The following is a 19,209-nucleotide window of genomic DNA, read 5'->3' on the forward strand; positions in this document are numbered from 1 at the left end:
GTCAGGCCGGGGCGCGGCGCAGCAGCGCGAGGCCGGCGAGGCTCAGCACGCCGGCAGCGACGAGGTACAGGCCGACCCAGCCGAGGCCGCGCGGTGCCAGCGCCTCGGCGGCGAGCGGGGCGAGCGCGCCGCCGATGATGCCGCCCAGATTGAAGGTCATCGATACGCCGGTATAGCGCACGCCGGCCGGGAACAGGCTGGGCAGCCAGCCGCCGAGCGGACCATAGGCAAAGCCCATCACGAACAGGGCGAAGGCGAGCCAGAGGAAGATCACGAACAGCGAGCCCGCCCCCAGCATCGGTCCCATCGCGATACCCGCGACGATGCAGCCGACGAAGCCGACGATCAGCATCCGCCGCGCATCGGTGCGATCGGCCATGACGCTGGCGACGATCACCCCGGCGGCCAGGAACAGGATGGCGGCAAGCTCCACGCCCAGCATCGCCTGCCGGCCGTACCCCAGCGTCTTGGTGCCGTAACCCAGCGTGAAGGCGGTCGCGAGATAGAAGAGCGCGAAGCAGGCGATCACCCCGCCCGTCCCGGCAACAAGGGCGCGGCCGTGATGGACGATGAGCGTGGCGATCGGCACCTTGGGCAGCGCCTCCGCCTCCGCCGCTTCGAGAAACGCCGGCGTTTCGGTCAGCTTGAGGCGCACCCACAGGCCGAGCGCGACCAGCACGGCGCTGACGAGGAACGGTAGGCGCCAGCCCCATTCGCGGAACTGCGCATCGTCAAGGGCGAGCCCCAGGAGCAGGAACAGGCCGTTTGCCATGATGAAGCCGACCGGCGCGCCGAGCGGCGGAAACATGCCCCAGGTGTTGCGGCGGTGCGGCGGCGCGTTCTCCACGGCGAGCAGCGCCGCGCCGCCCCATTCGCCACCCAGCCCCAGCCCCTGCCCCAGCCGCATCAGGCAGAGCAGCAGCGGCGCGATCCAGCCGACCGCTTGGTAGGTCGGCAGGAAGGCGATGGCCACCGTCGAGCCGCCCATCAGCATCAGGCTGGCGACCAGGGTCGACTTGCGCCCCACGCGATCGCCGAAATGGCCGAACACGATCGCTCCCACCGGCCGCGCGACGAAGGCGAGGCCGAAGCTCGCATAGCTCAGCATCTGCTGCGCCGATCCGCTCTCCGCCGGAAAGAACAGCGCGCCGAACACCAGCGCTGCGGCGGTGGCGTAGATGTAGAAATCGTAGAATTCGACCGCGGTACCGACCAGGCTGGCGGTCAGGATGCGGCGGGGCGATGCGGTCGCGCTCGACGAGGCGGGGTGCGGCTGGGTCATGGCGGTGCACTCATCGCGAATTTTTCACCACGGGCAACATGCGTGAAATCCGACCGCAACAAATCGCGCCTAGAGGCTCAGGTGTCGCTGCTCCTCTCCCCCTGTGGGTGGCGACCTGCCGGTCGCCTCCCCTGTCGACCGGCATCTCCCTGAACTACGGGGCGGTCGCCCGGCGACTGCCCCGATTTTTCACGGACTTGCCCCCATCGCCGCCGTTCCCTACCTGTTCGCCGGTGACCGATCATGCCCCCGCCGCCGCCCTGCAGGACCCACCGTATCTGAAGGGCCTCAACCCGCCGCAGCGCGAGGCGGTGCTGACCACCGAAGGACCGGTGCTGATGCTGGCCGGCGCGGGCACCGGCAAGACGGCGGCGCTCACCGCGCGACTCGCGCACCTCCTCTGGACGCGCAAGGCCTGGCCATCCGAGATCCTGAGCGTCACCTTCACCAACAAGGCCGCGCGCGAGATGCGCGAGCGCGTCGGCCGGCTCGTCAGCGATGCGGTGGAGGGGATGCCGTGGCTCGGCACCTTCCACGCGATCGGCGCCAAGATGCTGCGCCGCCATGCCGAGCTGGTCGGGCTGCAATCCAACTTCACCATCCTCGACACCGATGACCAGCTGCGGCTGCTGAAGCAACTGATCCTCGCCGCCGACCTCGACGAGAAGCGCTTCCCCGCCCGCAGCCTGGCGGGCCTGATCGACGATTGGAAGAACAAGGGCCTGGTGCCCGCCGACATCGATGCCGGCGAGAGCGAGCGCTATGCCAACGGTCGCGGCGGCGAATTGTACGCGCAATATCAGGCACGGCTGAAGGCGCTGAACGCCTGCGACTTCGGCGACCTGCTGCTCCACATGCTGACCATCCTGAAGACGCATCCGGACGTGCTGCGCACCTATCAGGAGCGGTTCAAATATATCATGGTCGACGAATATCAGGACACCAACGTCGTCCAGTACCTCTGGCTGCGGCTGCTGGCCCAGGCGCGCAAGAACATCGCCTGCGTCGGCGACGACGACCAGTCGATCTATTCCTGGCGCGGCGCGCAGGTGGAAAACATCCTGAAGTTCGAAAAGGACTTCCCGGGTGCCAAGGTCATCAAGCTGGAGCAGAATTACCGGTCGACGCCGCACATCCTCGGCGCCGCGTCCGGCATGATCGCCAATAACGGCGGCCGCCTCGGCAAGACCCTGTGGACCGAACTGGACGCAGGGGAGAAGGTGCGCGTGCTCGGCGTCTGGGACGGGCCGGAAGAGGCCCGCCGCGTCGGCGAAGAGATCGAAGCCTGCCGCCGCAACGGCAAGCGGCTGGACGATATTGCGATCCTGGTCCGCGCCCAGCACCAGACGCGCGAGTTCGAGGACCGCTTCATCGCGATCGGCATGCCGTACCGCATCGTCGGCGGCTACCGGTTCTACGAACGCGCCGAGATCCGCGATGCGCTCGCCTATCTGCGCATCGTCAACCAGCCGGCGGACGATCTCGCCTTCGAACGGATCGTCAACGTCCCCAAGCGCGGCCTCGGCGACAAGGCGCTGGCGAAGATCCATCAGCTCGCCCGCGCCGAAGGGCTGCCGCTGACCATCGCGTCGGCCCGCATCCTCGACACCGACGAACTGACCCCGCAGGCGCGCCGCGCGCTCGGCAATTTCGTCGGCGATATCGCGCGCTGGCGCGACATGGCACGCGACCTGCCGCATGCCGAGCTCGCCCGGCAGCTGCTCGACGAAAGCGGCTACACCGCGATGTGGCAGGCGGAAAAGTCGGTCGAGGCGGCGGGGCGGCTGGAGAACCTGTCCGAACTGGTCCGCGCGATGGAGGAATATGAATCGCTCGGCGCCTTCCTCGAACACGTCAGCCTGGTCATGGACAAGGAGGGCGCCGTCGCCGAGCCCGAGGTGACGATCATGACCATCCACGCCGCCAAGGGCCTGGAATATGACACCGTCTTCCTCGTCGGTTGGGAAGAGGGGCTGTTCCCCTCGCAGCGGTCGCTGGACGAGGGCGGCACCAAGAGCCTGGAGGAGGAACGCCGCCTCGCCTATGTCGCGATCACCCGCGCGCGCCGCCGTGCGGTGATCCTCCATGCCGCGAATCGGCGTATCTACGGCCAGTGGACGTCGAGCATTCCCAGCCGCTTCGTCGGCGAACTGCCCGGCGAGCATATCGACAGCGACACGACCATGTCCGGCGGCGAAAGCCTGTGGCGCGCCAATTGGAGCGAGCGGGCCGATCCCTTCGCCGATGTCGCGCGCGGCACCGGCCGGGGGCCAGGCTGGCAGCGTGCCGCCGGATCGGGATCCAGCTTCACCACCGCACCGACGCGTATCGTCGAAAGCCGCGCGAGCGCGGTCAGCCTGGGCAACAAGGGGCGCAGCGACCTGTCGCTGGGCATGCGCGTCTTCCACCAGAAGTTCGGCTATGGTGCGATCGCGGAGATCGAGGGCAACAAGCTGGAGATCGATTTCGAGGCCGCGGGCCGCAAGCGGGTGATGGACAGCTTCGTGACGATCGCCTGACCCGAACGCCCGTGCGCGCGGGCGTTCAGGAACTGCAAAGGTCGGTGCAGCGTATGACCGTTACGGGTCCGCATCGGCGGATCGTCACGAGGATCGGATGATGGTCAAACACCTGTTGATGGCAACCCTGGTCGCAGGCGTGCTGGGCGCGGCCGCCCCCGCCATCGCGCAATCGGCGGCGGACGAGGCACGCTTCTCGGCCGCGCAGCAGCGCTTCGACGCCGAACTGGCGCGCTACCGGGCGGAGGTGGACCGCTATCGCGCATCGCGGGGAAATGTCGGGCCCGGCGGTTACCGCCAGGCGCCGGTGCCGGGGTCATACAATGATCCGCGCGTCGGCGATCCGCGGGTCGCCGATCCGCGCTACGACGATTACCCCGACGACCGCTACGAGAACGGCTACGACGCCTCGCGCTATTATCGCGCCGACGGCGGCTATCGCGAGCGGGTGCTGAGCCCCGACGAGCGCGTCTATGCCGGCAACGATGGCCGGTATTATTGCAAGCGCAGCGATGGCACTACTGGCCTGATCGTCGGCGGCGCGGCGGGCGGCATCCTCGGCAACGTCATCGATGGCGGGCACAGCCGCATCGTCGGCACGCTGCTCGGCGGGGCGGCGGGTGCCCTTGCCGGCAAGGCGATCGATCAGAACCAGGCGCAGGTGCGCTGCCGCTGATCCCGGCCCCGCGATAGGCCGACCGGCGGTCGGGCGGTTAGAGCCGCTCGACCGCCATCAGCGTCACGCCCTGGTACTTTTCCGCATTGGGATCGAACAACGGGCTGGCGACGAACGGGCGATCGATCATCGTCGGATCGCCCAGGCCATCCAGCTTGAACGTGCCGACCTTTTCCTCGCGCGGCGGCTTGCCGTCGCGTTCCAGCGTCGTGGCATCGAGGTAGATCTCCCCATGCCGGGTATAGAGGACGTGCGGCGCGAGCGTGACGACGCCCTTGTTATAGGTCGCGGTGACGGCGCGCTGGCGGACGATGGCTTCGAACATCGTCGGCACCGGTCCGGTCGGGGCAGCCGGGGCGGTTTCGGTATCGGTCATTCCAGCGAATATAGCGGTGCGTGCTGCATCGCAGCAAGACCACAATCATACCATTCGGTACGAAAAAGCGGGAAGGATCAGCGGACTATCGATTGAGCTCGACCAGCGTCTCGAACAGGTCGAGATCGAGCGGCTGCTTGAACTGGCAGCCGGCGTTGTAATCGTCCGCCCATTTAACGTCGGCGGCGATCGGCGGCGATCCGGGCAGGGTCAGCCAGATCGTGCTGCCCTTGGCGAGCGCCGAATAGGTTTGCAGCCGGGCGCCGTGGATCGAGATATCGGTGACCTTGCACAATGTGCGTGCCGCCTTGCCGATATGCGCATCCAATGAAACCGGCGCACGCGGGGAGCGGCGCCGGCCGTGGGTATCTGCTGGTTCGAACTCCGCCGCGAACATTCCCCATGCCTAGAGAGGCGATGGTTAAGGCCGCGTTACGGGCCGGATCAGCCCTTCCGCAGGGTAAGACCGCCGCCGAAGCGCTTGTTGAAGCGCGCGACCTGGCCACCCGCATCGAGCAGCTGACCGCGACCGCCGGTCCAGGCGGGGTGCGCCAGCGGATCGATGTCCAGCTGCATCGTGTCGCCTTCCTTGCCCCAGGTGGAGCGGGTTTCGAACACGGTGCCGTCCGTCATCTGGACCTTGATCGTGTGGTAGTCGGGGTGGGTATCTTTCTTCACGTCATACGCTCCAGATATGGCTGGTTCCGACCAGCCCGGACAAGAAGCGGCGCCCCTAGAGGAGCGCCGCCGGAATGTCAAAAAGTCAGCGAAAGTCGCACCCGTTCATACCTTGGGCGGATCGGCGATCATCGCAGTAAAGTTAGCTTCCGCAACGACTTGCCCGTCGATCTTCGCAACGCCAGCGAACTTGCAGACGCTGGCGCGCTTTTGCACGAATTCGGCCTCCAGCCGCAGCAGCACGCCGGGTTCGACGGGCTTCCTGAACTTCGCGCCGTCGATCGCCATGAAATAGACGAGCTTGCCCGATCCGGCGAGGCCCAGGCTCTCGACCGCGAGGATACCGGCGGCCTGCGCCAGCGCCTCGACGATCAGCACGCCCGGCATGATCGGCCGACCGGGGAAATGCCCCTGGAAGAAGCCTTCGTTGATCGTCACCGCCTTGATCGCCGCGATCGACCGGTCGAGGATGATCTCCTCGACCCGGTCGACCAACAGCATCGGGTAACGATGCGGCAGCGCCGCCATGACCCGCCCGATATCGAGCGGACCGATGACGGTGCCGGCGGCCTGCTGGGATGCGTCGTCGCTCACCCGCGTCGTGCCTCAGCGGCCCTGCGGCGTCGCGCGCGGCGTGGTGGTGGTGGCAGGCGCCGCGGGAGCGGTGCCGGCTGCGGGAGCCGGAGCGCCGGCCTGCTGACGACGGGCGGCGTTCGCGTAGACGAGCTGGCGGTACTGCTGCAGCAGTTCCACCGTCTGCTGCTGCGGCTGCCAGTTGGCCGGCGGGGTGATCGGCACGGTCGGCGTGGTACGGTCGATCTCGGCGATGATGTCGCGCGTGATGTCGGTCGCGGGCGGCGCGTACTGGATCGCATTCGGCGACAGCACGATGTTGATCTTCTTGGCGTTGACGACCGCGCGCAGCGCGGGGTCGTACTTGGCCGTCACCTGCTCCAGCGCATAGGCCTGCGCCTTGATCGCGGGGCCCTGCGCCGCCTCGATGGCGGGCTGCGCCTTCTGCTGCGCGGCACGGACCTGATTGCCGATGGCGCTGTTGGGCGCATCGGCCGCGGCGGCCTCGGCCTGGCTGATCTGGCCGTCCTTGTTGGTGTCGAGCAGCGTGCGCAGCTGCGTGTTCAGCGCGGTCTGCGCCGCCGCCGCCTGATCGAGCTGGGCCTTGTAGGTGGTCGAGATCTGCTGGTTGGCAGCATCGAACGCCTTGGCGCTGAAGATCACCGCATCGGGCTGCGCGGTGGCGATCCCGGCGGTCTGCGCATTGGCGGCACCGGCGATCAGCGCCACCGCAGCGCCGGCGAGGGCCGCTGCATAAGTCTTGGTCATGGTCTTCATTAGAACTGCGTCCCTACGTTGAAGGTGATGAGCTTGGGATCGTCGCCCTTTTGGGTGACGAGCGCCTTGGCGAGATCGATACGCAACGGGCCGAACGGCGACGTCCAGTTGACGCCGATGCCGACGCTGACGCGTGGCGTGGCGCTGCTGCCGTAATAGGTTTCCTTGAACGGCGACACCGGCGTGTCGAAGGCGATGGCGTTGGTGTCGCCGCCCGCGCACGCGCCGCCGAGCGTGGCAGCATAACCGATCGCGCAGGTGGTGTAGCGCGTGGCAGTGCCGCCGGTGGTCGCATCCGGCACATAGGTGTTGAGATACAGCTGCCGGCCCGAGCTGTCGGTCAGCAGACGCTGGATCGGCAGCACCGTGACGTTGCCGGCGGCATCGGTGATCGTCGGGAAGGTCGCGGTCGGCAGCGGCTTGGTCAGGCCGAACAGGCTGCCCGCCTGGACATAGATCGACGGCCGCAGGCCCAGTTCGCGCGCACCGGCGCCCAGCGGAATCTCCAGCTCGGCACGGACCAGGTAATAAGCCCGGCCGCCGAGCGCATCGTCGACCAGCTGGTCGCGATCGGTGATCAGCACCTGCTTGCCCGTGGTCGGGTCCGCCTGATAATATTGGCGCTGCACGCGGGGGCCGATGCCGCGGATGTCGAAACCGCGGAACTGCGGTTCGCCCAGGTAGAAGCGATCGGTGATGCGGACGCTGTCGATGCCGGCACCGCGGCTCTTTTCCAGCGAATGGATGTAGCCGCCCTCGCCGACGATCGATCCGATGAAGCCGGAACCGACGTTCCAGAACTTCGACCCTTCGACGCGGGTGCGGACGTATTTCACGTCGCCGCCCAGGCCGGCGAAATCCTGGCTGAAGCTGAAGCGCTGGCCCGCCGTCGGGCGCAGGCGGCTGTTGAGGCTGTCGTAGATCAGCGAGAAGCCGACCGACGAGGTCCAGCGATTGCCGATCGCCTCGCACAGATAGCGGCCCGCCTTGAGCGGATCGCAGACACCGTTGGTGAAATAGGTTCCCGAATCGAGCCCGACCTCGTCATAGGACAGGCCGTACCGGCCGGCGAGCGACCAATATTCGGTCAGCGGCACACCGGTGCGGACCTGGAAGCCGGTCGACACCTGCGAGTAGGTGGTGCGGCGGTCGGTGCCGACATAGTTGAACGAATTGTAGTCGCGCCGGAACACGTCGACGCCGACCGCGACGTTCTTGTCGAACAGGTACGGCTCGGTGAAGCCCAACTCGATCGACTTCGAATAGGTCGAATAGTTGACGCCCGCGCGCAGCACCTGGCCCTTGCCGCGGAAGTTGTTCTGCGTGATGTTCGCCTGGATGATGAAGCGTTCGAGGCTGGAATAGCCAACCGACAGCTGCAACTCGCCGGTCGAACGCTCTTCCAGGTTGGTCTCGAGGACGATGCGATCGGGCGCCGAACCGGGGTTCTGCTTGATCTCCATCTTGTCCTGGAAGAAGCCGAGCGAGTTGATGCGGTCCTGCGAACGCTTGACCTGGAAGCTGTTGAAGGCATCGCCTTCCGCCAGGCGGATCTCGCGGCGGACCACCTTGTCCTGCGTCTGCGTATTGCCGTTGATGTCGATCCGCTCGACATAGGTGCGCTGCGCCTGGCCGATGTGGAAGTTCATCCCCATCGTCAGCGTTTCGGGGTCGCGCTGGAAATCGGGGCTGACGTCGGTGAAGGCATAGCCGAACAGGCCGGCGGCCTCTTCCAGCTGGGTCACCGAATCCTCGACCAGCTTGGCGTTGTACCAGTCGCCCTTCTTGATCGGCAGCGAGGCCGCCAGCTTCTTGTTGTCGAAATCGCGGATCTCGCTGTCGACGGTGACGTCGCCGAACTTGTAGCGCTTCCCTTCCTCGACCACGTAGGTGATGATGAAGTCGCGCTTGTCCGGCGTCAGCTCGGCGACTGCGGAGGTGACGCGGAAGTCGGCATAGCCCTGCGTCAGGTAGAATTGCCGCAGCTTCTGCTGGTCGTAGTTCAGGCGATCCTGATCGTAGCTGGTGTTGGACGACAGCAGGCGAAACCAGCGCGATTCCTTGGTCGCCATCTCGCCGCGGAGCTGGCCGTCCTTGAACTTCTCGTTGCCGATGATGTTGATCTGGCGGACCTTGGACTTGGGTCCTTCGGTGATCTCGAACACCACGTCGACGCGATTCTGGTCGAGGCTGACCATCTTGGGGCTGATGACCGCGGCGAAGCGGCCTTGGCGCCGGTAGAGCTCGATGATCCGCGACACGTCCTGTCGCACGGCGGTGCGCGTGAAGATCTGGCGCGGGGCGAGCTTGATCTCCTTGGTGATCTTGTCGCTCTTGAGCGCCTTGTTCCCTTCCAGGATCACGCGGTTGATGATCGGGTTCTCGCGCACGCGCAGCACGATGTCGCCCGTCTCCACGCCGGAGATCGAGAAATCGACGAACAGGTCGGACGCCTGCAGGTCCTTCAGCGCCTGGTCGAGCGTTTCGGCGGTATAGGGGATGCCGACGCGCAGCTTGGTGTAGGACAGCACCGTCTCCGGCTCGATGCGCTGCGATCCCTCGACGCGGAGCGTCTTGATCGTGCGCACCGGTGCGGGCGTCTGCACCTGCCCGGCGGCCGGTGCCGTCGCAGCCGGTGCGGGCGCGGTGGCCTGGGCCGCAGGCCGGGGGGCGGTCTGGGCCATGACGGGCACGCCTGACAGCATGGTGCCGGCCAGCAGCGCGGCACCCGTGCCGACGAACTTGGAACTCTTCATCGCTGTCACTCAACCCACCCCAAATACGTCAGGATATCCACGCGTCGACGGAATCCGCAGGACCACGCCCTGCCCCAACCCGATCAGCCGATCAACCCGGCGAGCCGCTGCCACAGGCCCACGGCGGACAAATCATTGAAGGTCACGATCAGCATCAACGCCAATACCGCGGCCAACCCGCCGCGAAAGGCCCATTCCTGCACCCTGGGTTCAAGCGGACGGCGGCGGATCGCCTCGATCGCATAGAAGAACAGGTGGCCGCCATCCAGCATCGGTACTGGCAGCAGGTTGATGAACCCCAGATTGATCGACAGCATCGCCACCAGCCAGACGAAGGCGGACAGGCCGAGTGCCATCTGCTCGCCGGAAATCTTGGCGATGCGGATCGGGCCGCCCAGTTCGTCGATCGATCGGCGGCCGCTGATGATCTGGCCCAGCGTTTCCAGCGTGCCGGAGATGATCTCGCCGGTCATCCGCACGCCCGCGATCGGGGCGGCGGTCAGCGGAACCGGCGCGAGCACGGGGTCGCCGCTGCCGATGCCGATCCGGCCGATGCGATAGTCGTTGCCGAAGCGATCGCGCTGGTGGACGACGCCGATCGCCAGCGGCTGGTCGGCTTCGCGGCCCTGCCGCTCGACCCGCACGGTGACGCGTTCGCCGGGGCGGATCAGCGCATAGCGCGCGACGTCGGTGAAGGTATCGATGCCGCGGCCGTCGATCGCGACGATGCGGTCACCGGGCAGCAGCCCCGCCTTCGCCCCCGGCCCGCCCTCGATCACCGTACCGACGACGGCGGGCGTGCGGTCGACACCATAGGTGTAGGCGAAGCCCGCCAGGATCAGCACCGCCAGCACCAGGTTCACCGCCGGCCCGGCGGCGACGATGATCGCCCGCTGCCACAGCGGCTTCGCCTGGAATGTGCGGGCCCGCTCGGCGGCGGGCAGCGACAGCCAGGCCGCATCGGGCTGGCTCGCCGGGTTCATGTCGCCGGCGAAGCGGACATAGCCGCCGAGCGGCAGCCAGCCGAATTTCCAGCGCGTGCCGCGGCGATCGGTGAAGCCCGCGATCTCCCGCCCGAAGCCGATCGAAAACGCCTCCGCCTTCACGCCGAACAGGCGGCCGGCGAGGTAATGGCCCATTTCGTGGATGAAGACGAGCGGACCGATCGCGCAGAGGAACGCGAGCACGGCCATCAGGACGCCTGGGGACTGGATCAAGCTGGGCAATCCTTCACGCGTTACGCCTTTACTCGCCCCCGTATCAGCTCGCCCGCCTGCCGTCGCGCTTCGCCGTCCACGGCGAGCACCGCCTCCATCGTATCGGGAGCCGGCGGATCGTAGCCATCCAGCGTATCGGCGACGATTGCGGCAATTTCGAGGAAGCCGATCCGGCGATCGAGGAAAGCGGCCACCGCCACCTCATTGGCGGCATTGAGGATCGCCGGGCGCGCGCCGCCCGCCTCCAGCGCGGCGCGGGCCAGCGCCAGCGCGGGGAAGCGGACGGGGTCGCACGCCTCGAAATCGAGCCGGCCGATCCCGACGAGGTCGAGCGGCGCCATGGGCGTCGCCATCCGGTCCGGCCAGGCGAGCGTGTGCGCGATCGGCACGCGCATGTCGGACGGGCCGAGCTGCGCGAGCATCGAACCGTCGACGTAATCGACCATCGAATGGATCACCGACTGGCGGTGGAGGACGATTTCGATCCGCTCGTACGGCACCGGGAACAGGCGCGCGGCCTCGATCAGTTCGAGGCCCTTGTTCATCATCGTCGCGCTGTCGACGCTGATCTTGGCGCCCATCGACCAATTGGGATGCGCAACCGCCTGCTCGACGGTAACGTCGGCCATCCGCTCCGCAGACCAGTCGCGGAAGGGCCCGCCGCTGGCAGTGAGAATGATGCGCCGAACGCGTTCGGGCCGCGCAAAGTCGAAACATTGATAGATGGCGTTATGTTCGCTGTCGGCGGGCAGCAGCGTCGCGCCGGATCGGGCGGCGGCGGCGAGGATCACCTCACCCGCCGACACCAACGGCTCCTTGTTGGCGAGCACCACCGTGCCGCCATGCGCGATCGCCGCCATCACCGGCTCCAGACCGGCACAGCCGACGATCGCGCCCATCGTCCAATCGGCACCCGCCGCGGCGTCGCAGATCGCGCGGCGGCCGCCCGCCGCTTCGGTCGTGGTGCCGGCCAGCGCCTCGCGCAGCGCGGGCAGGCAGCTTTCGTCGGCGACGACCGCGATCTCCGCCCGCGTGCGGATCGCCGCCGCGGCGAGGTTCGCCACGTCGCAATTGGCGGTCAGCGCGCGGACCCGGAACCGGTCCGGCTCGCGTTCGACGAGGTCGAGGGTGGAGGTGCCGACCGAACCGGTCGCCCCCAGGATGGTGACGGTCTTCATGTCAGAAGGCGAGCGGCACGACGACGAGCAGCGCCGCCACCGGCATCACCGGCACCACGCCGTCGAGCCGGTCCAGGAAGCCGCCGTGGCCGGGGATGACGCTGCCCGAATCCTTCACGCCCGCGCGGCGCTTGAGGTGGCTTTCGAACAGGTCGCCGCCCTGCGCCAGAATGGCGAGCAGCGGCGTCGCCAGCACGAACCGCAACGGCAGCAGATAGGCCGCCTGCATCACGGCGGCGACGATCGTCGCCAGCACGATGCCGCCGATCAGGCCCGCCCAGGTCTTGTTCGGGCTGACCCGCGGCGCGAGCTTCGGTCCGCCGATCGTCCGGCCGGCGAAATAGGCGCCGATGTCCGTCGCCCAGACGAGGCTCAGCGCCCACAGCGCATTGCGGATCCCGTCCGGCTCGTGCCGGATCAGCAGCAGCGCATAGATCGGCAGCCCGCAATAGAGGATGCCCATGCCCAGCTGCGGCCGGCGCGTGACGATGGTCAGGAAGAAGAAGGCGCCGACCAGCAGGCCGAGCGCGAAGAAATTCGGCCCCGCCGCGATCGGGCACATGATCGCCAGCGGCACGAACAGCACATATTGGCCGAGCCGCTTGGTCTTGGGCTCCGCGCCGTGCAATTCGCTCCACTCGGCCATCATGAACACGCCGGCGACGACGGCGAGCAGCCAGAAGGGGAAGCCGCCCAACGCCAGCGCGACCAGCGCCAGCGCGATCAGGCCCAGCCCGGTCAGCGTGCGCGTCAGCAGCTCGGACGGGCGCTTGCCCGGCATGGGCGTCTTCCCGGAAGGGCCGGCGGGTGCGTCGCTCACAGGCCCCCGTAGCGCCGCTGGCGCTGGCCGAAGGCGGCGATGGCATCGGCGAGCGTGTCGCCGGTGAAATCCGGCCACAGCGTGTCCACGAACAGCAGCTCGGCATAGGCCGCCTGCCACAGCAGGAAATTGGACAGCCGCTGTTCGCCCGACGAACGGATGACGAGATCGAGCGGCGGCAGGTCGGCGGTGTCGAGCTCCGCCTCGATATGTTCGGGACCGATCGCGGCGGGATCGATCTCTCCGGCAGCCGCGCGCGCCGCGATCCGCTGCGCCGCCGCCACCAGCTCGGCCTGCGAGCCGTAGTTGAGCGCGATCGCCAGGATCGGCCCGGTATTGCCCGCAGTCTTCGCTACCGCATCGTCGACCAGCGCGACGAGGTCGGGCGCGAACCGACGATAGTCGCCGATGACGCGCAGGCGGACATTTTCCGCGACCAGTTCGGCAAGGTCGCTGCGGATGAACAGCCGCAGCAGCCCCATCAGCGCACCGATCTCATCCTCCGGCCGCCGCCAGTTCTCCGAAGAGAAGGCATACAGCGTCAGCGCCTCGACGCCCATCGCCCGCGCCGCACGGGTGACGCGGCGCACCGCCTCCACCCCCGCCTTGTGACCGGCGACGCGCGGCAGATGACGCGCCTTCGCCCAGCGGCCGTTGCCGTCCATGATGATCGCCACGTGCCGCGGCACCGGGGCGGTCGAGGGCACGGCGGAAAGGATCGGCGCGCTGCTCACCGCAACGCTCTCGCAAGAGCGCCGGGCCGCTCATGCCCCCGGCATGAGCCAAACAGCCTTGGCTGTCTGCCCGTCACTTGCCCAGGATTTCCTTTTCCTTGGCGCTCGCCGCCGCGTCCAGATCGGCGATCGTCGCGTCGGTCAGCTTCTGCACCTCGGTTTCGTGGCGCTTGCGCTCGTCCTCGCCGAACACGCCCTTCTTCTCGTCGGTCTTGAGCGCGTCCATGCCGTCGCGGCGGACATTGCGCACCGCTACGCGGGCGCCCTCGGCATATTTGCCGGCGAGCTTGGCGAGTTCCTTGCGACGCTCCTCGGTCAGGTCGGGGATCGGCAGGCGCAGCGTCTGGCCGTCGTTGATCGGATTGAGGCCGAGGCCGGCCGAACGGATCGCCTTTTCGACCGGGCCGACGTTCGACTTGTCCCACACCTGCACCGACAGCATGCGCGGCTCGGGCGCGGAGACGGTCGCGACCTGCACCAGCGGCATGTGGCTGCCATAGACCTCGACGGTCACCGGATCGAGCAGCGCGGTCGAGGCGCGGCCGGTGCGCAGGCCGTTGAGATCGTGCTTCAGCGATTCGACGGCGCCGGCCATGCGGCGTTCGAGATCGGCCTTGTCATAGGCGGGCATGTGTCACTCCTGCTCGTTCTGGACGATCGTCGAGACGCCATCACCGCCGAGAACCGCGGCGAAATTGCCGTGTTCGCGGATGTTGAAGACGACGATCGGGATATCGTTGTCGCGGCACAGCGCGATGGCGCTCGCGTCCATGACCTTGAGGTCGTCGGACAGCACCTTGGAATAGCTGACGGTGTCGTAGCGGGTCGCGCCCGGCACCTTCTTGGGATCGGCATCGTAGACGCCGTCTACCGACGTGCCCTTGAACAGCGCGTCGCACTTCATCTCGGCGGCGCGCAGCGCGGCACCCGAATCGGTGGTGAAGAACGGGCTGCCGACACCGGCGGCGAAGATCACCACGCGCCCCTTTTCCAGGTGGCGCATCGCCCGGCGGCGGATGAAGGGTTCGCACACCGACTGCATCGGGATCGCCGATTGCACGCGGGTGTCCACGCCGATCTGCTCCAGCGCGTTCTGCACCGCGAGCGCGTTCATCACGGTCGCCAGCATGCCCATATAGTCGCCGGTCGCCCGCTCCATGCCGCGCGCCGCGCCGGCCATGCCGCGAAAGATGTTGCCACCGCCGACAACGATGCACAATTCAAACCCCTGCGCCTTCACATCCGCGATTTCCTCGGCGACACGCGCAGTGACGGCAGGGTCGATGGCAAGGCCGCCCTCCCCCATCAGCACTTCGCCCGAGAGTTTGAGGAGGATACGCTTGTAACGGGGTCCGGCGGTCATGAGGTCCTGGCGATTGGGAAAAAGCGTGCGGACCTTAGGCGGCACGCGCGGGAGGAGCAACCTCGGCTCGGCGCGTCGGCGCGGACTGCACGGGATATTATTTGCGGTGCAGACGGTGTGCACGTCCACCGCCACGATCCTCCCTGCTCGGGAGGAAAAGCCACGCTGCCCCATGCCGGGCATGGCGCGCGGCCATCAGCCGTCCGGTCCCCCGAACGGCCCCTCCCCCGGCTGCGCCGAGGGAGGGGTGACGTTTACTTCTGCGCGACGCCCGAGGCGGCGGCGACTTCGGCGGCGAAATCCGACGCTTCCTTCTCGATGCCTTCGCCCAGCTGAAAGCGCACATAGTCGACCAGCTTGATCTCGGCGCCGGCATCCTTGCCCGCCTTGGCGACGACGTCGCTGATCTTGGTCTTGCCGTCCATGACGAACAGCTGGCTGACCAGCGCGTGCTCCTTGCGGTACTTGGCGATACCGCCTTCGACCATCTTGGCGATGATGTCGGCAGGCTTGCCCGATTCGGACGCCTTTTCGGTCGCGATCGCGCGCTCGCGCTCGATCTCGGCCTCGTCCAGGTCCTCTTCGTTCAGCGCCTTCGGGAAAGCCGCGGCGATGTGCATCGCCAGCTGCTTGCCGAGACCCTGCAGCACCTCGTCCGACGCCTCCGATTCGAGCGCGACGAGCACGCCGATCTTGCCGAGGCCGGGCGAGGCCTGGTTGTGGACGTAGCTGACCACCGCGCCCTTCGACACTTCGAGGCGCTTGGCGCGGCGCAGCGACTGGTTCTCGCCGATCGTCGCGATGTTGTTGGTCAGCACCTCGGCGACCGTCGTGCCCGAGGGCATCGCCTCGGCCTTCAGCGCCTCGACGTCGCCGCCGGTGGCGAGCGCGATCTGGGTCACTTCGCGGACGAACTGCTGGAACTGGTCGTTCTTGGCGACGAAGTCGGTTTCGGAATTCACCTCGACCGCCGCACCCTGGGTGCCGCTGGTGGCGACGCCGACCAGGCCCTCGGCCGCGGTACGGCTCGACTTCTTCTGCGCGGCCGCCAGACCCTTGGTCCGCAGCCAGTCGAGCGCGGCGTCCATGTCGCCGCTCGTCTCGTTCAGCGCCTTCTTGCAGTCCATCATGCCCGCGCCGCTCTTTTCGCGCAGGTCCTTGACCATCGCTGCGGTGATATCAGCCATTGCTCTTGTCCTCTGATACTAAAGACCGTTCGTCCTGAGCCTGTCGAAGGACATGGGGCGAGCGAACCGCCCGGCCACGTGCTTCGACAGGCTCAGCACGAACGGTGTAGGAGGCCCTCCGTCTAGAGGACCTCCGTTACACTTGTGCGTGACGCTTACGCGTCGATCTGACGCTCGGTCTCGGCGCCGGCGCCCTCGACGTTGGTCGCAGCCTGCGTCTCCGGCTCGGCGGCCGGCGTGGTCAGCGCTTCCTCGACGGGGGCGACGTCCTGCGCACCCAGGTCGACGCCGCGGCGCGACTGCTGCTCCTGGTTGCCGCGGGTCGCGGCGATCGCGATGGCTTCGCAGTACAGGCGGATCGCCCGGCTGGCGTCGTCATTTGCGGGGACCGGGAAGGCGATGCCGTCGGGCGAGACGTTTGAGTCGAGGATCGCGACGACGGGAATGCCGAGGGTATTGGCTTCCTTGATCGCCAGCTCTTCCTTGTTGGCGTCGATCACGAACATCACGTCCGGGATGCCGCCCATGTCGCGGATGCCGCCGAGCGACAGTTCAAGCTTGTCGCGCTCGCGGGTGAGCTGCAGCACTTCCTTCTTGGTGAGGCCGTGCGTGTCGCCCGACAGCTGCTCTTCCAGCGCCTTCAGGCGCTTGATCGAGTTGCTGATCGTCTTCCAGTTGGTGAGCATGCCGCCCAGCCAGCGGTGGTTGACGAAATGCTGGCCCGAACGGCGCGCCGCATCGGCGACGGCGTCCTGCGCTTGGCGCTTGGTGCCGACGAACAGCACCTTGCCGCCAGAGGCGACCGACGACGAGACGAACTCGAGCGCGCGGGCGAACAGGGGAACGGTCTGCGAGAGATCGAGGATGTGAACGCCGTTGCGATCACCGAAGATGTAGGGCTTCATCTTCGGGTTCCAGCGATGCGTCTGGTGGCCGAAGTGCGCGCCGGTCTCGATCAGCTGCTGCATGGTGACGACGGGTGCCGCCATAGGGATAACTCCTTCCGGTTGAGCCTCTGGGAAGCGGATGACGGCGGCGAAAGGCCACACGCACCGGGCTATGATGCTTCCCATGCGGGGTTGAGGTGCGCGCCCTTAGCGGCTGCGCGCGTCGGACGCAAGATGGTCCTCGCCGCTTGACAGCTGGAACGAATATGGAACATAACGCGGCCAGACAGTGGACGACCGGATTCTAACCCAGTTTATCGACGCGGCGATGCGCTCGAAACGGGAAAAATGGAACCCGGGCGGAACTCACTGACTAAGGAATGGTTAAGCGAGTTATCCACAGGCTGCTCGCGCACCTGGCAGGGAGTTGGTCCGATGGTTGCATTCATCAGTGTTCTGGTTTTCGCCGCTGCGTTCCTGACCGCGATCGGCGTGATCGCCGCGACGGTGGCGCCGCAATGGCAGCGGATCGTCCGCCTCGCCGCCGGCAACATCGAACCCGCTTTCGCCCCGCTGTCGCAGCTCGCCTCGGCCGAGCGCCGCATCGCCGTCAGGCGCTGGGCGTCGGCTCCGGTGCCGGCGGGCGTTCGCCGCCTGCGCGAAGTCGCTTGACGCGGGCATAGCTCGCGATGCTGAACGGGATCGTGAGCAGATAGCCGACACAGATCGCACTCAGCGTGTGCCAGGGCGCCGATACCAGCGCGGCGCCGAGCAATACGACAACGGCAATAGCCTCGAACCGGACGGTCCTGCGCAGGCGTAGCGACGTCCAGGAGAAGGTGGCGAGGCTCGACACCATCAGCAGCGCAACAAAGGCCACCCAGGGCGCGACCAGCCAGGGTGACGCGAAGACGGGCTGATCGGTCCAGAACCAGAAATAGAGCGGCAGCATCGCCAGTCCCGCCCCGGCGGGCGCGGGTACGCCGGTGAGGAAGCCGGCGGATTTGTGCGGCTGGTCGTCGGCATCGATCGCGGCATTGAAACGGGCGAGACGCAAGGCGCAGAATACCGCCAGGATCAGCGCGCTGATCCAGCCGAGTCGGGGCAGCGCGGCAAGCGACCAGAGATACATGATGAGCGCGGGCGCCACGCCGAACGAGATGGCGTCGGACAACGAATCGAGCTCGGCGCCGAACCGGCTCTCGCCGTGCAGCATCCGGGCGATGCGCCCGTCGAGGCCGTCCAGCACGCCGGCGACCATGATCATCGTGACCGCGCTCTGCCATTCTCCGCCGATCGCGAAGCGCACGCCGCTGAGCCCCGAACACAAGGCCAGCGCGGTGACCGCATTGGGAGCGACAGCGCGAAGCGGCAGGCCACGAGGGCGTCGGGGAGCGCGGCGGCGCGGGGGAAGCGAGGCCATTATTGCGCGATGCCGGTGACGGGCACACCGCCGACGCGGCCGATCACCGTCTCACCGGCGATGGACCGCTGGCCGAGCGTCACCTGCGGCACGATGTCGTCGGGCAGGAACACGTCGACGCGGCTGCCGAAGCGGATCAGGCCGATCCGCTGCCCGGTCGCGACCATATCACCCGGCTTGACGAAGGGCACGATCCGGCGCGCGACCAGCCCCGCGATCTGCGTAAAGCCGATGCGGCGACCATCACGCCCTTCGACGACGATGTGCTGGCGCTCGTTCTCGTCCGACGCCTTGTCGAGGTCGGCGTTGAGGAACTTGCCGCTGATATAGACGACCTGGCGGATCGTCCCGGCGATGGGCGTGCGGTTGATGTGCACGTCGAACACCGACATGAAGATCGACACGCGCGTCAGCGGCGCGTCGCCGAGCTCGCCGACCAATTCGCGCGGCACCGGCACCTTCTGGATCATGGTGACCAGGCCATCGGCCGGCGCGATGACGAGACCTTCGCCGGTTGGCGTGGTGCGGATCGGATCGCGAAAGAAGGTCAGCACCCAGACGACCACCGCCAGCAGCGGCCAGAACAGCACCTTGGTCAGCAGCGTGCCCAGCAGGGTAATGCCGAGCGCGATCGCGGCGTATTTGTGACCTTCGGGATGGACGGAGGGGAAACGCCACTTGACCGTTGTCGTCGGCAGCGGCGTGTGGGGAGGCTTTTCGAGCGATGACATGGGACAGGGTGTATCCGTGTCGTTCGTGCAAC

Annotated in this window: 20 protein-coding genes; 3 read left to right on the forward strand and 17 right to left on the reverse strand. The window is 67.3% G+C overall.

The features are described from left to right. Position 1: 1 nt before the first annotated feature. A complete protein-coding gene (locus AC4GY7_RS02395; RefSeq protein WP_491111804.1) occupies positions 2-1,282 on the reverse strand; it encodes an MFS transporter in 1,281 nt (426 codons plus the stop codon). 233 nt (positions 1,283-1,515) lie between these two features. Between AC4GY7_RS02395 and AC4GY7_RS02400 the strand changes: the two genes are divergently transcribed. Both AC4GY7_RS02400 and AC4GY7_RS02405 read left to right on the forward strand, forming a co-directional pair. After that, a complete protein-coding gene (locus tag AC4GY7_RS02400) occupies positions 1,516-3,801 on the forward strand; it encodes an ATP-dependent helicase (RefSeq protein ID WP_491111805.1) in 2,286 nt (761 codons plus the stop codon). Between the two features lie 118 nt (positions 3,802-3,919). Then, entirely contained in the window at positions 3,920-4,477 is a 558-nt protein-coding gene (locus AC4GY7_RS02405; protein WP_491111806.1) for a glycine zipper 2TM domain-containing protein, read from the forward strand. A gap of 37 nt (positions 4,478-4,514) precedes the next feature. Here the strand turns inward: AC4GY7_RS02405 and AC4GY7_RS02410 are convergent, their stop codons facing one another. The 14 genes from AC4GY7_RS02410 to rpsB form a co-directional block, all read right to left on the reverse strand. Then, positions 4,515-4,853: a hypothetical protein gene (locus AC4GY7_RS02410; protein WP_491111807.1), complete on the reverse strand. Its 339-nt coding sequence runs from the start codon at positions 4,851-4,853 to the stop codon at positions 4,515-4,517. 85 nt (positions 4,854-4,938) lie between these two features. Then, positions 4,939-5,250 (reverse strand): PilZ domain-containing protein, encoded by a 312-nt coding sequence (locus AC4GY7_RS02415; RefSeq protein ID WP_491111808.1) that lies wholly within the window; start codon positions 5,248-5,250, stop codon positions 4,939-4,941. A gap of 47 nt (positions 5,251-5,297) precedes the next feature. Then, positions 5,298-5,531, reverse strand: coding sequence for a 50S ribosomal protein L31 (gene rpmE / locus AC4GY7_RS02420; protein WP_491111809.1), 234 nt, complete (start codon positions 5,529-5,531; stop codon positions 5,298-5,300). A gap of 105 nt (positions 5,532-5,636) precedes the next feature. Beyond that, a complete protein-coding gene (gene fabZ, locus AC4GY7_RS02425; RefSeq protein WP_491112079.1) occupies positions 5,637-6,086 on the reverse strand; it encodes a 3-hydroxyacyl-ACP dehydratase FabZ in 450 nt (149 codons plus the stop codon). A 51-nt stretch (positions 6,087-6,137) separates the two neighbouring features. After that, positions 6,138-6,872, reverse strand: coding sequence for an OmpH family outer membrane protein (locus AC4GY7_RS02430; RefSeq protein ID WP_491111810.1), 735 nt, complete (start codon positions 6,870-6,872; stop codon positions 6,138-6,140). Between the two features lie 8 nt (positions 6,873-6,880). After that, positions 6,881-9,637 (reverse strand): outer membrane protein assembly factor BamA, encoded by a 2,757-nt coding sequence (gene bamA / locus AC4GY7_RS02435; protein WP_491111811.1) that lies wholly within the window; start codon positions 9,635-9,637, stop codon positions 6,881-6,883. Between the two features lie 83 nt (positions 9,638-9,720). Then, positions 9,721-10,830 (reverse strand): RIP metalloprotease RseP, encoded by a 1,110-nt coding sequence (gene rseP / locus AC4GY7_RS02440; protein WP_491111812.1) that lies wholly within the window; start codon positions 10,828-10,830, stop codon positions 9,721-9,723. Positions 10,831-10,874: 44 nt separating this feature from the next. Then, positions 10,875-12,032: a 1-deoxy-D-xylulose-5-phosphate reductoisomerase gene (gene dxr, locus AC4GY7_RS02445; protein ID WP_491111813.1), complete on the reverse strand. Its 1,158-nt coding sequence runs from the start codon at positions 12,030-12,032 to the stop codon at positions 10,875-10,877. Position 12,033: 1 nt separating this feature from the next. After that, positions 12,034-12,813, reverse strand: coding sequence for a phosphatidate cytidylyltransferase (locus tag AC4GY7_RS02450; protein ID WP_491111814.1), 780 nt, complete (start codon positions 12,811-12,813; stop codon positions 12,034-12,036). Positions 12,814-12,848: 35 nt separating this feature from the next. Beyond that, positions 12,849-13,586 carry an isoprenyl transferase gene (locus AC4GY7_RS02455; protein ID WP_491111815.1) on the reverse strand — a complete coding sequence of 246 codons (738 nt, stop codon included), beginning with the start codon at positions 13,584-13,586 and terminating at the stop codon, positions 12,849-12,851. 73 nt (positions 13,587-13,659) lie between these two features. Next, on the reverse strand, positions 13,660-14,217 hold the full coding sequence (gene frr / locus AC4GY7_RS02460) for a ribosome recycling factor (RefSeq protein WP_491111816.1): 558 nt from the start codon (positions 14,215-14,217) through the stop codon (positions 13,660-13,662). Between the two features lie 3 nt (positions 14,218-14,220). Continuing rightward, positions 14,221-14,949, reverse strand: a complete 729-nt coding sequence (pyrH, locus tag AC4GY7_RS02465; protein ID WP_491111817.1) for a UMP kinase — start codon at positions 14,947-14,949, stop codon at positions 14,221-14,223. 254 nt (positions 14,950-15,203) lie between these two features. Next, positions 15,204-16,136 (reverse strand): translation elongation factor Ts, encoded by a 933-nt coding sequence (gene tsf, locus AC4GY7_RS02470; RefSeq protein ID WP_491111818.1) that lies wholly within the window; start codon positions 16,134-16,136, stop codon positions 15,204-15,206. 155 nt (positions 16,137-16,291) lie between these two features. Beyond that, the gene (gene rpsB / locus AC4GY7_RS02475) at positions 16,292-17,125 is read right to left on the reverse strand and encodes a 30S ribosomal protein S2 (protein WP_491111819.1); all 834 of its coding nucleotides are present in this window, start codon (positions 17,123-17,125) and stop codon (positions 16,292-16,294) included. Positions 17,126-17,458: 333 nt separating this feature from the next. On the opposite strand from rpsB, the gene AC4GY7_RS02480 reads away from it, so the two are divergent. Further along, positions 17,459-17,695: a hypothetical protein gene (locus AC4GY7_RS02480; RefSeq protein ID WP_491111820.1), complete on the forward strand. Its 237-nt coding sequence runs from the start codon at positions 17,459-17,461 to the stop codon at positions 17,693-17,695. Here AC4GY7_RS02480 and AC4GY7_RS02485 read toward each other — a convergent pair. Together AC4GY7_RS02485 and AC4GY7_RS02490 are read right to left on the reverse strand one after the other, a co-directional pair. Continuing rightward, on the reverse strand, positions 17,634-18,446 hold the full coding sequence (locus tag AC4GY7_RS02485; RefSeq protein WP_491111821.1) for a CDP-alcohol phosphatidyltransferase family protein: 813 nt from the start codon (positions 18,444-18,446) through the stop codon (positions 17,634-17,636). The genes AC4GY7_RS02480 and AC4GY7_RS02485 overlap by 62 nt on opposite strands. Further along, positions 18,446-19,177: a phosphatidylserine decarboxylase gene (locus tag AC4GY7_RS02490; RefSeq protein ID WP_491111822.1), complete on the reverse strand. Its 732-nt coding sequence runs from the start codon at positions 19,175-19,177 to the stop codon at positions 18,446-18,448. Before AC4GY7_RS02490 ends, AC4GY7_RS02485 begins: the two co-directional genes overlap by 1 nt. Positions 19,178-19,209: the final 32 nt, after the last annotated feature.

It is taken from the genome of Sphingomonas sp. SP5, assembly GCF_058313455.1.

Excerpts from the sequence above, each read along its gene's own strand:
- AC4GY7_RS02395 (WP_491111804.1), bottom strand. The coding sequence starts at position 1,282 with ATGACCCAGCCGCACCCCGCCTCGTCGAGCGCGACCGCATCGCCCCGC.
- AC4GY7_RS02405 (WP_491111806.1), top strand. The coding sequence starts at position 3,920 with ATGGCAACCCTGGTCGCAGGCGTGCTGGGCGCGGCCGCCCCCGCCATC.
- AC4GY7_RS02410 (WP_491111807.1), bottom strand. The coding sequence starts at position 4,853 with ATGACCGATACCGAAACCGCCCCGGCTGCCCCGACCGGACCGGTGCCG.
- AC4GY7_RS02415 (WP_491111808.1), bottom strand. The coding sequence starts at position 5,250 with ATGTTCGCGGCGGAGTTCGAACCAGCAGATACCCACGGCCGGCGCCGC.
- AC4GY7_RS02430 (WP_491111810.1), bottom strand. The coding sequence starts at position 6,872 with ATGACCAAGACTTATGCAGCGGCCCTCGCCGGCGCTGCGGTGGCGCTG.
- bamA (WP_491111811.1), bottom strand. The coding sequence starts at position 9,637 with ATGAAGAGTTCCAAGTTCGTCGGCACGGGTGCCGCGCTGCTGGCCGGC.
- rseP (WP_491111812.1), bottom strand. The coding sequence starts at position 10,830 with ATGGCCGTGCTCGCGTTCCTCTGCGCGATCGGTCCGCTCGTCTTCATC.
- dxr (WP_491111813.1), bottom strand. The coding sequence starts at position 12,032 with ATGAAGACCGTCACCATCCTGGGGGCGACCGGTTCGGTCGGCACCTCC.
- AC4GY7_RS02450 (WP_491111814.1), bottom strand. The coding sequence starts at position 12,813 with ATGCCGGGCAAGCGCCCGTCCGAGCTGCTGACGCGCACGCTGACCGGG.
- frr (WP_491111816.1), bottom strand. The coding sequence starts at position 14,217 with ATGCCCGCCTATGACAAGGCCGATCTCGAACGCCGCATGGCCGGCGCC.
- pyrH (WP_491111817.1), bottom strand. The coding sequence starts at position 14,949 with ATGACCGCCGGACCCCGTTACAAGCGTATCCTCCTCAAACTCTCGGGC.
- tsf (WP_491111818.1), bottom strand. The coding sequence starts at position 16,136 with ATGGCTGATATCACCGCAGCGATGGTCAAGGACCTGCGCGAAAAGAGC.
- rpsB (WP_491111819.1), bottom strand. The coding sequence starts at position 17,125 with ATGGCGGCACCCGTCGTCACCATGCAGCAGCTGATCGAGACCGGCGCG.
- AC4GY7_RS02480 (WP_491111820.1), top strand. The coding sequence starts at position 17,459 with ATGGTTGCATTCATCAGTGTTCTGGTTTTCGCCGCTGCGTTCCTGACC.
- AC4GY7_RS02485 (WP_491111821.1), bottom strand. The coding sequence starts at position 18,446 with ATGGCCTCGCTTCCCCCGCGCCGCCGCGCTCCCCGACGCCCTCGTGGC.
- AC4GY7_RS02490 (WP_491111822.1), bottom strand. The coding sequence starts at position 19,177 with ATGTCATCGCTCGAAAAGCCTCCCCACACGCCGCTGCCGACGACAACG.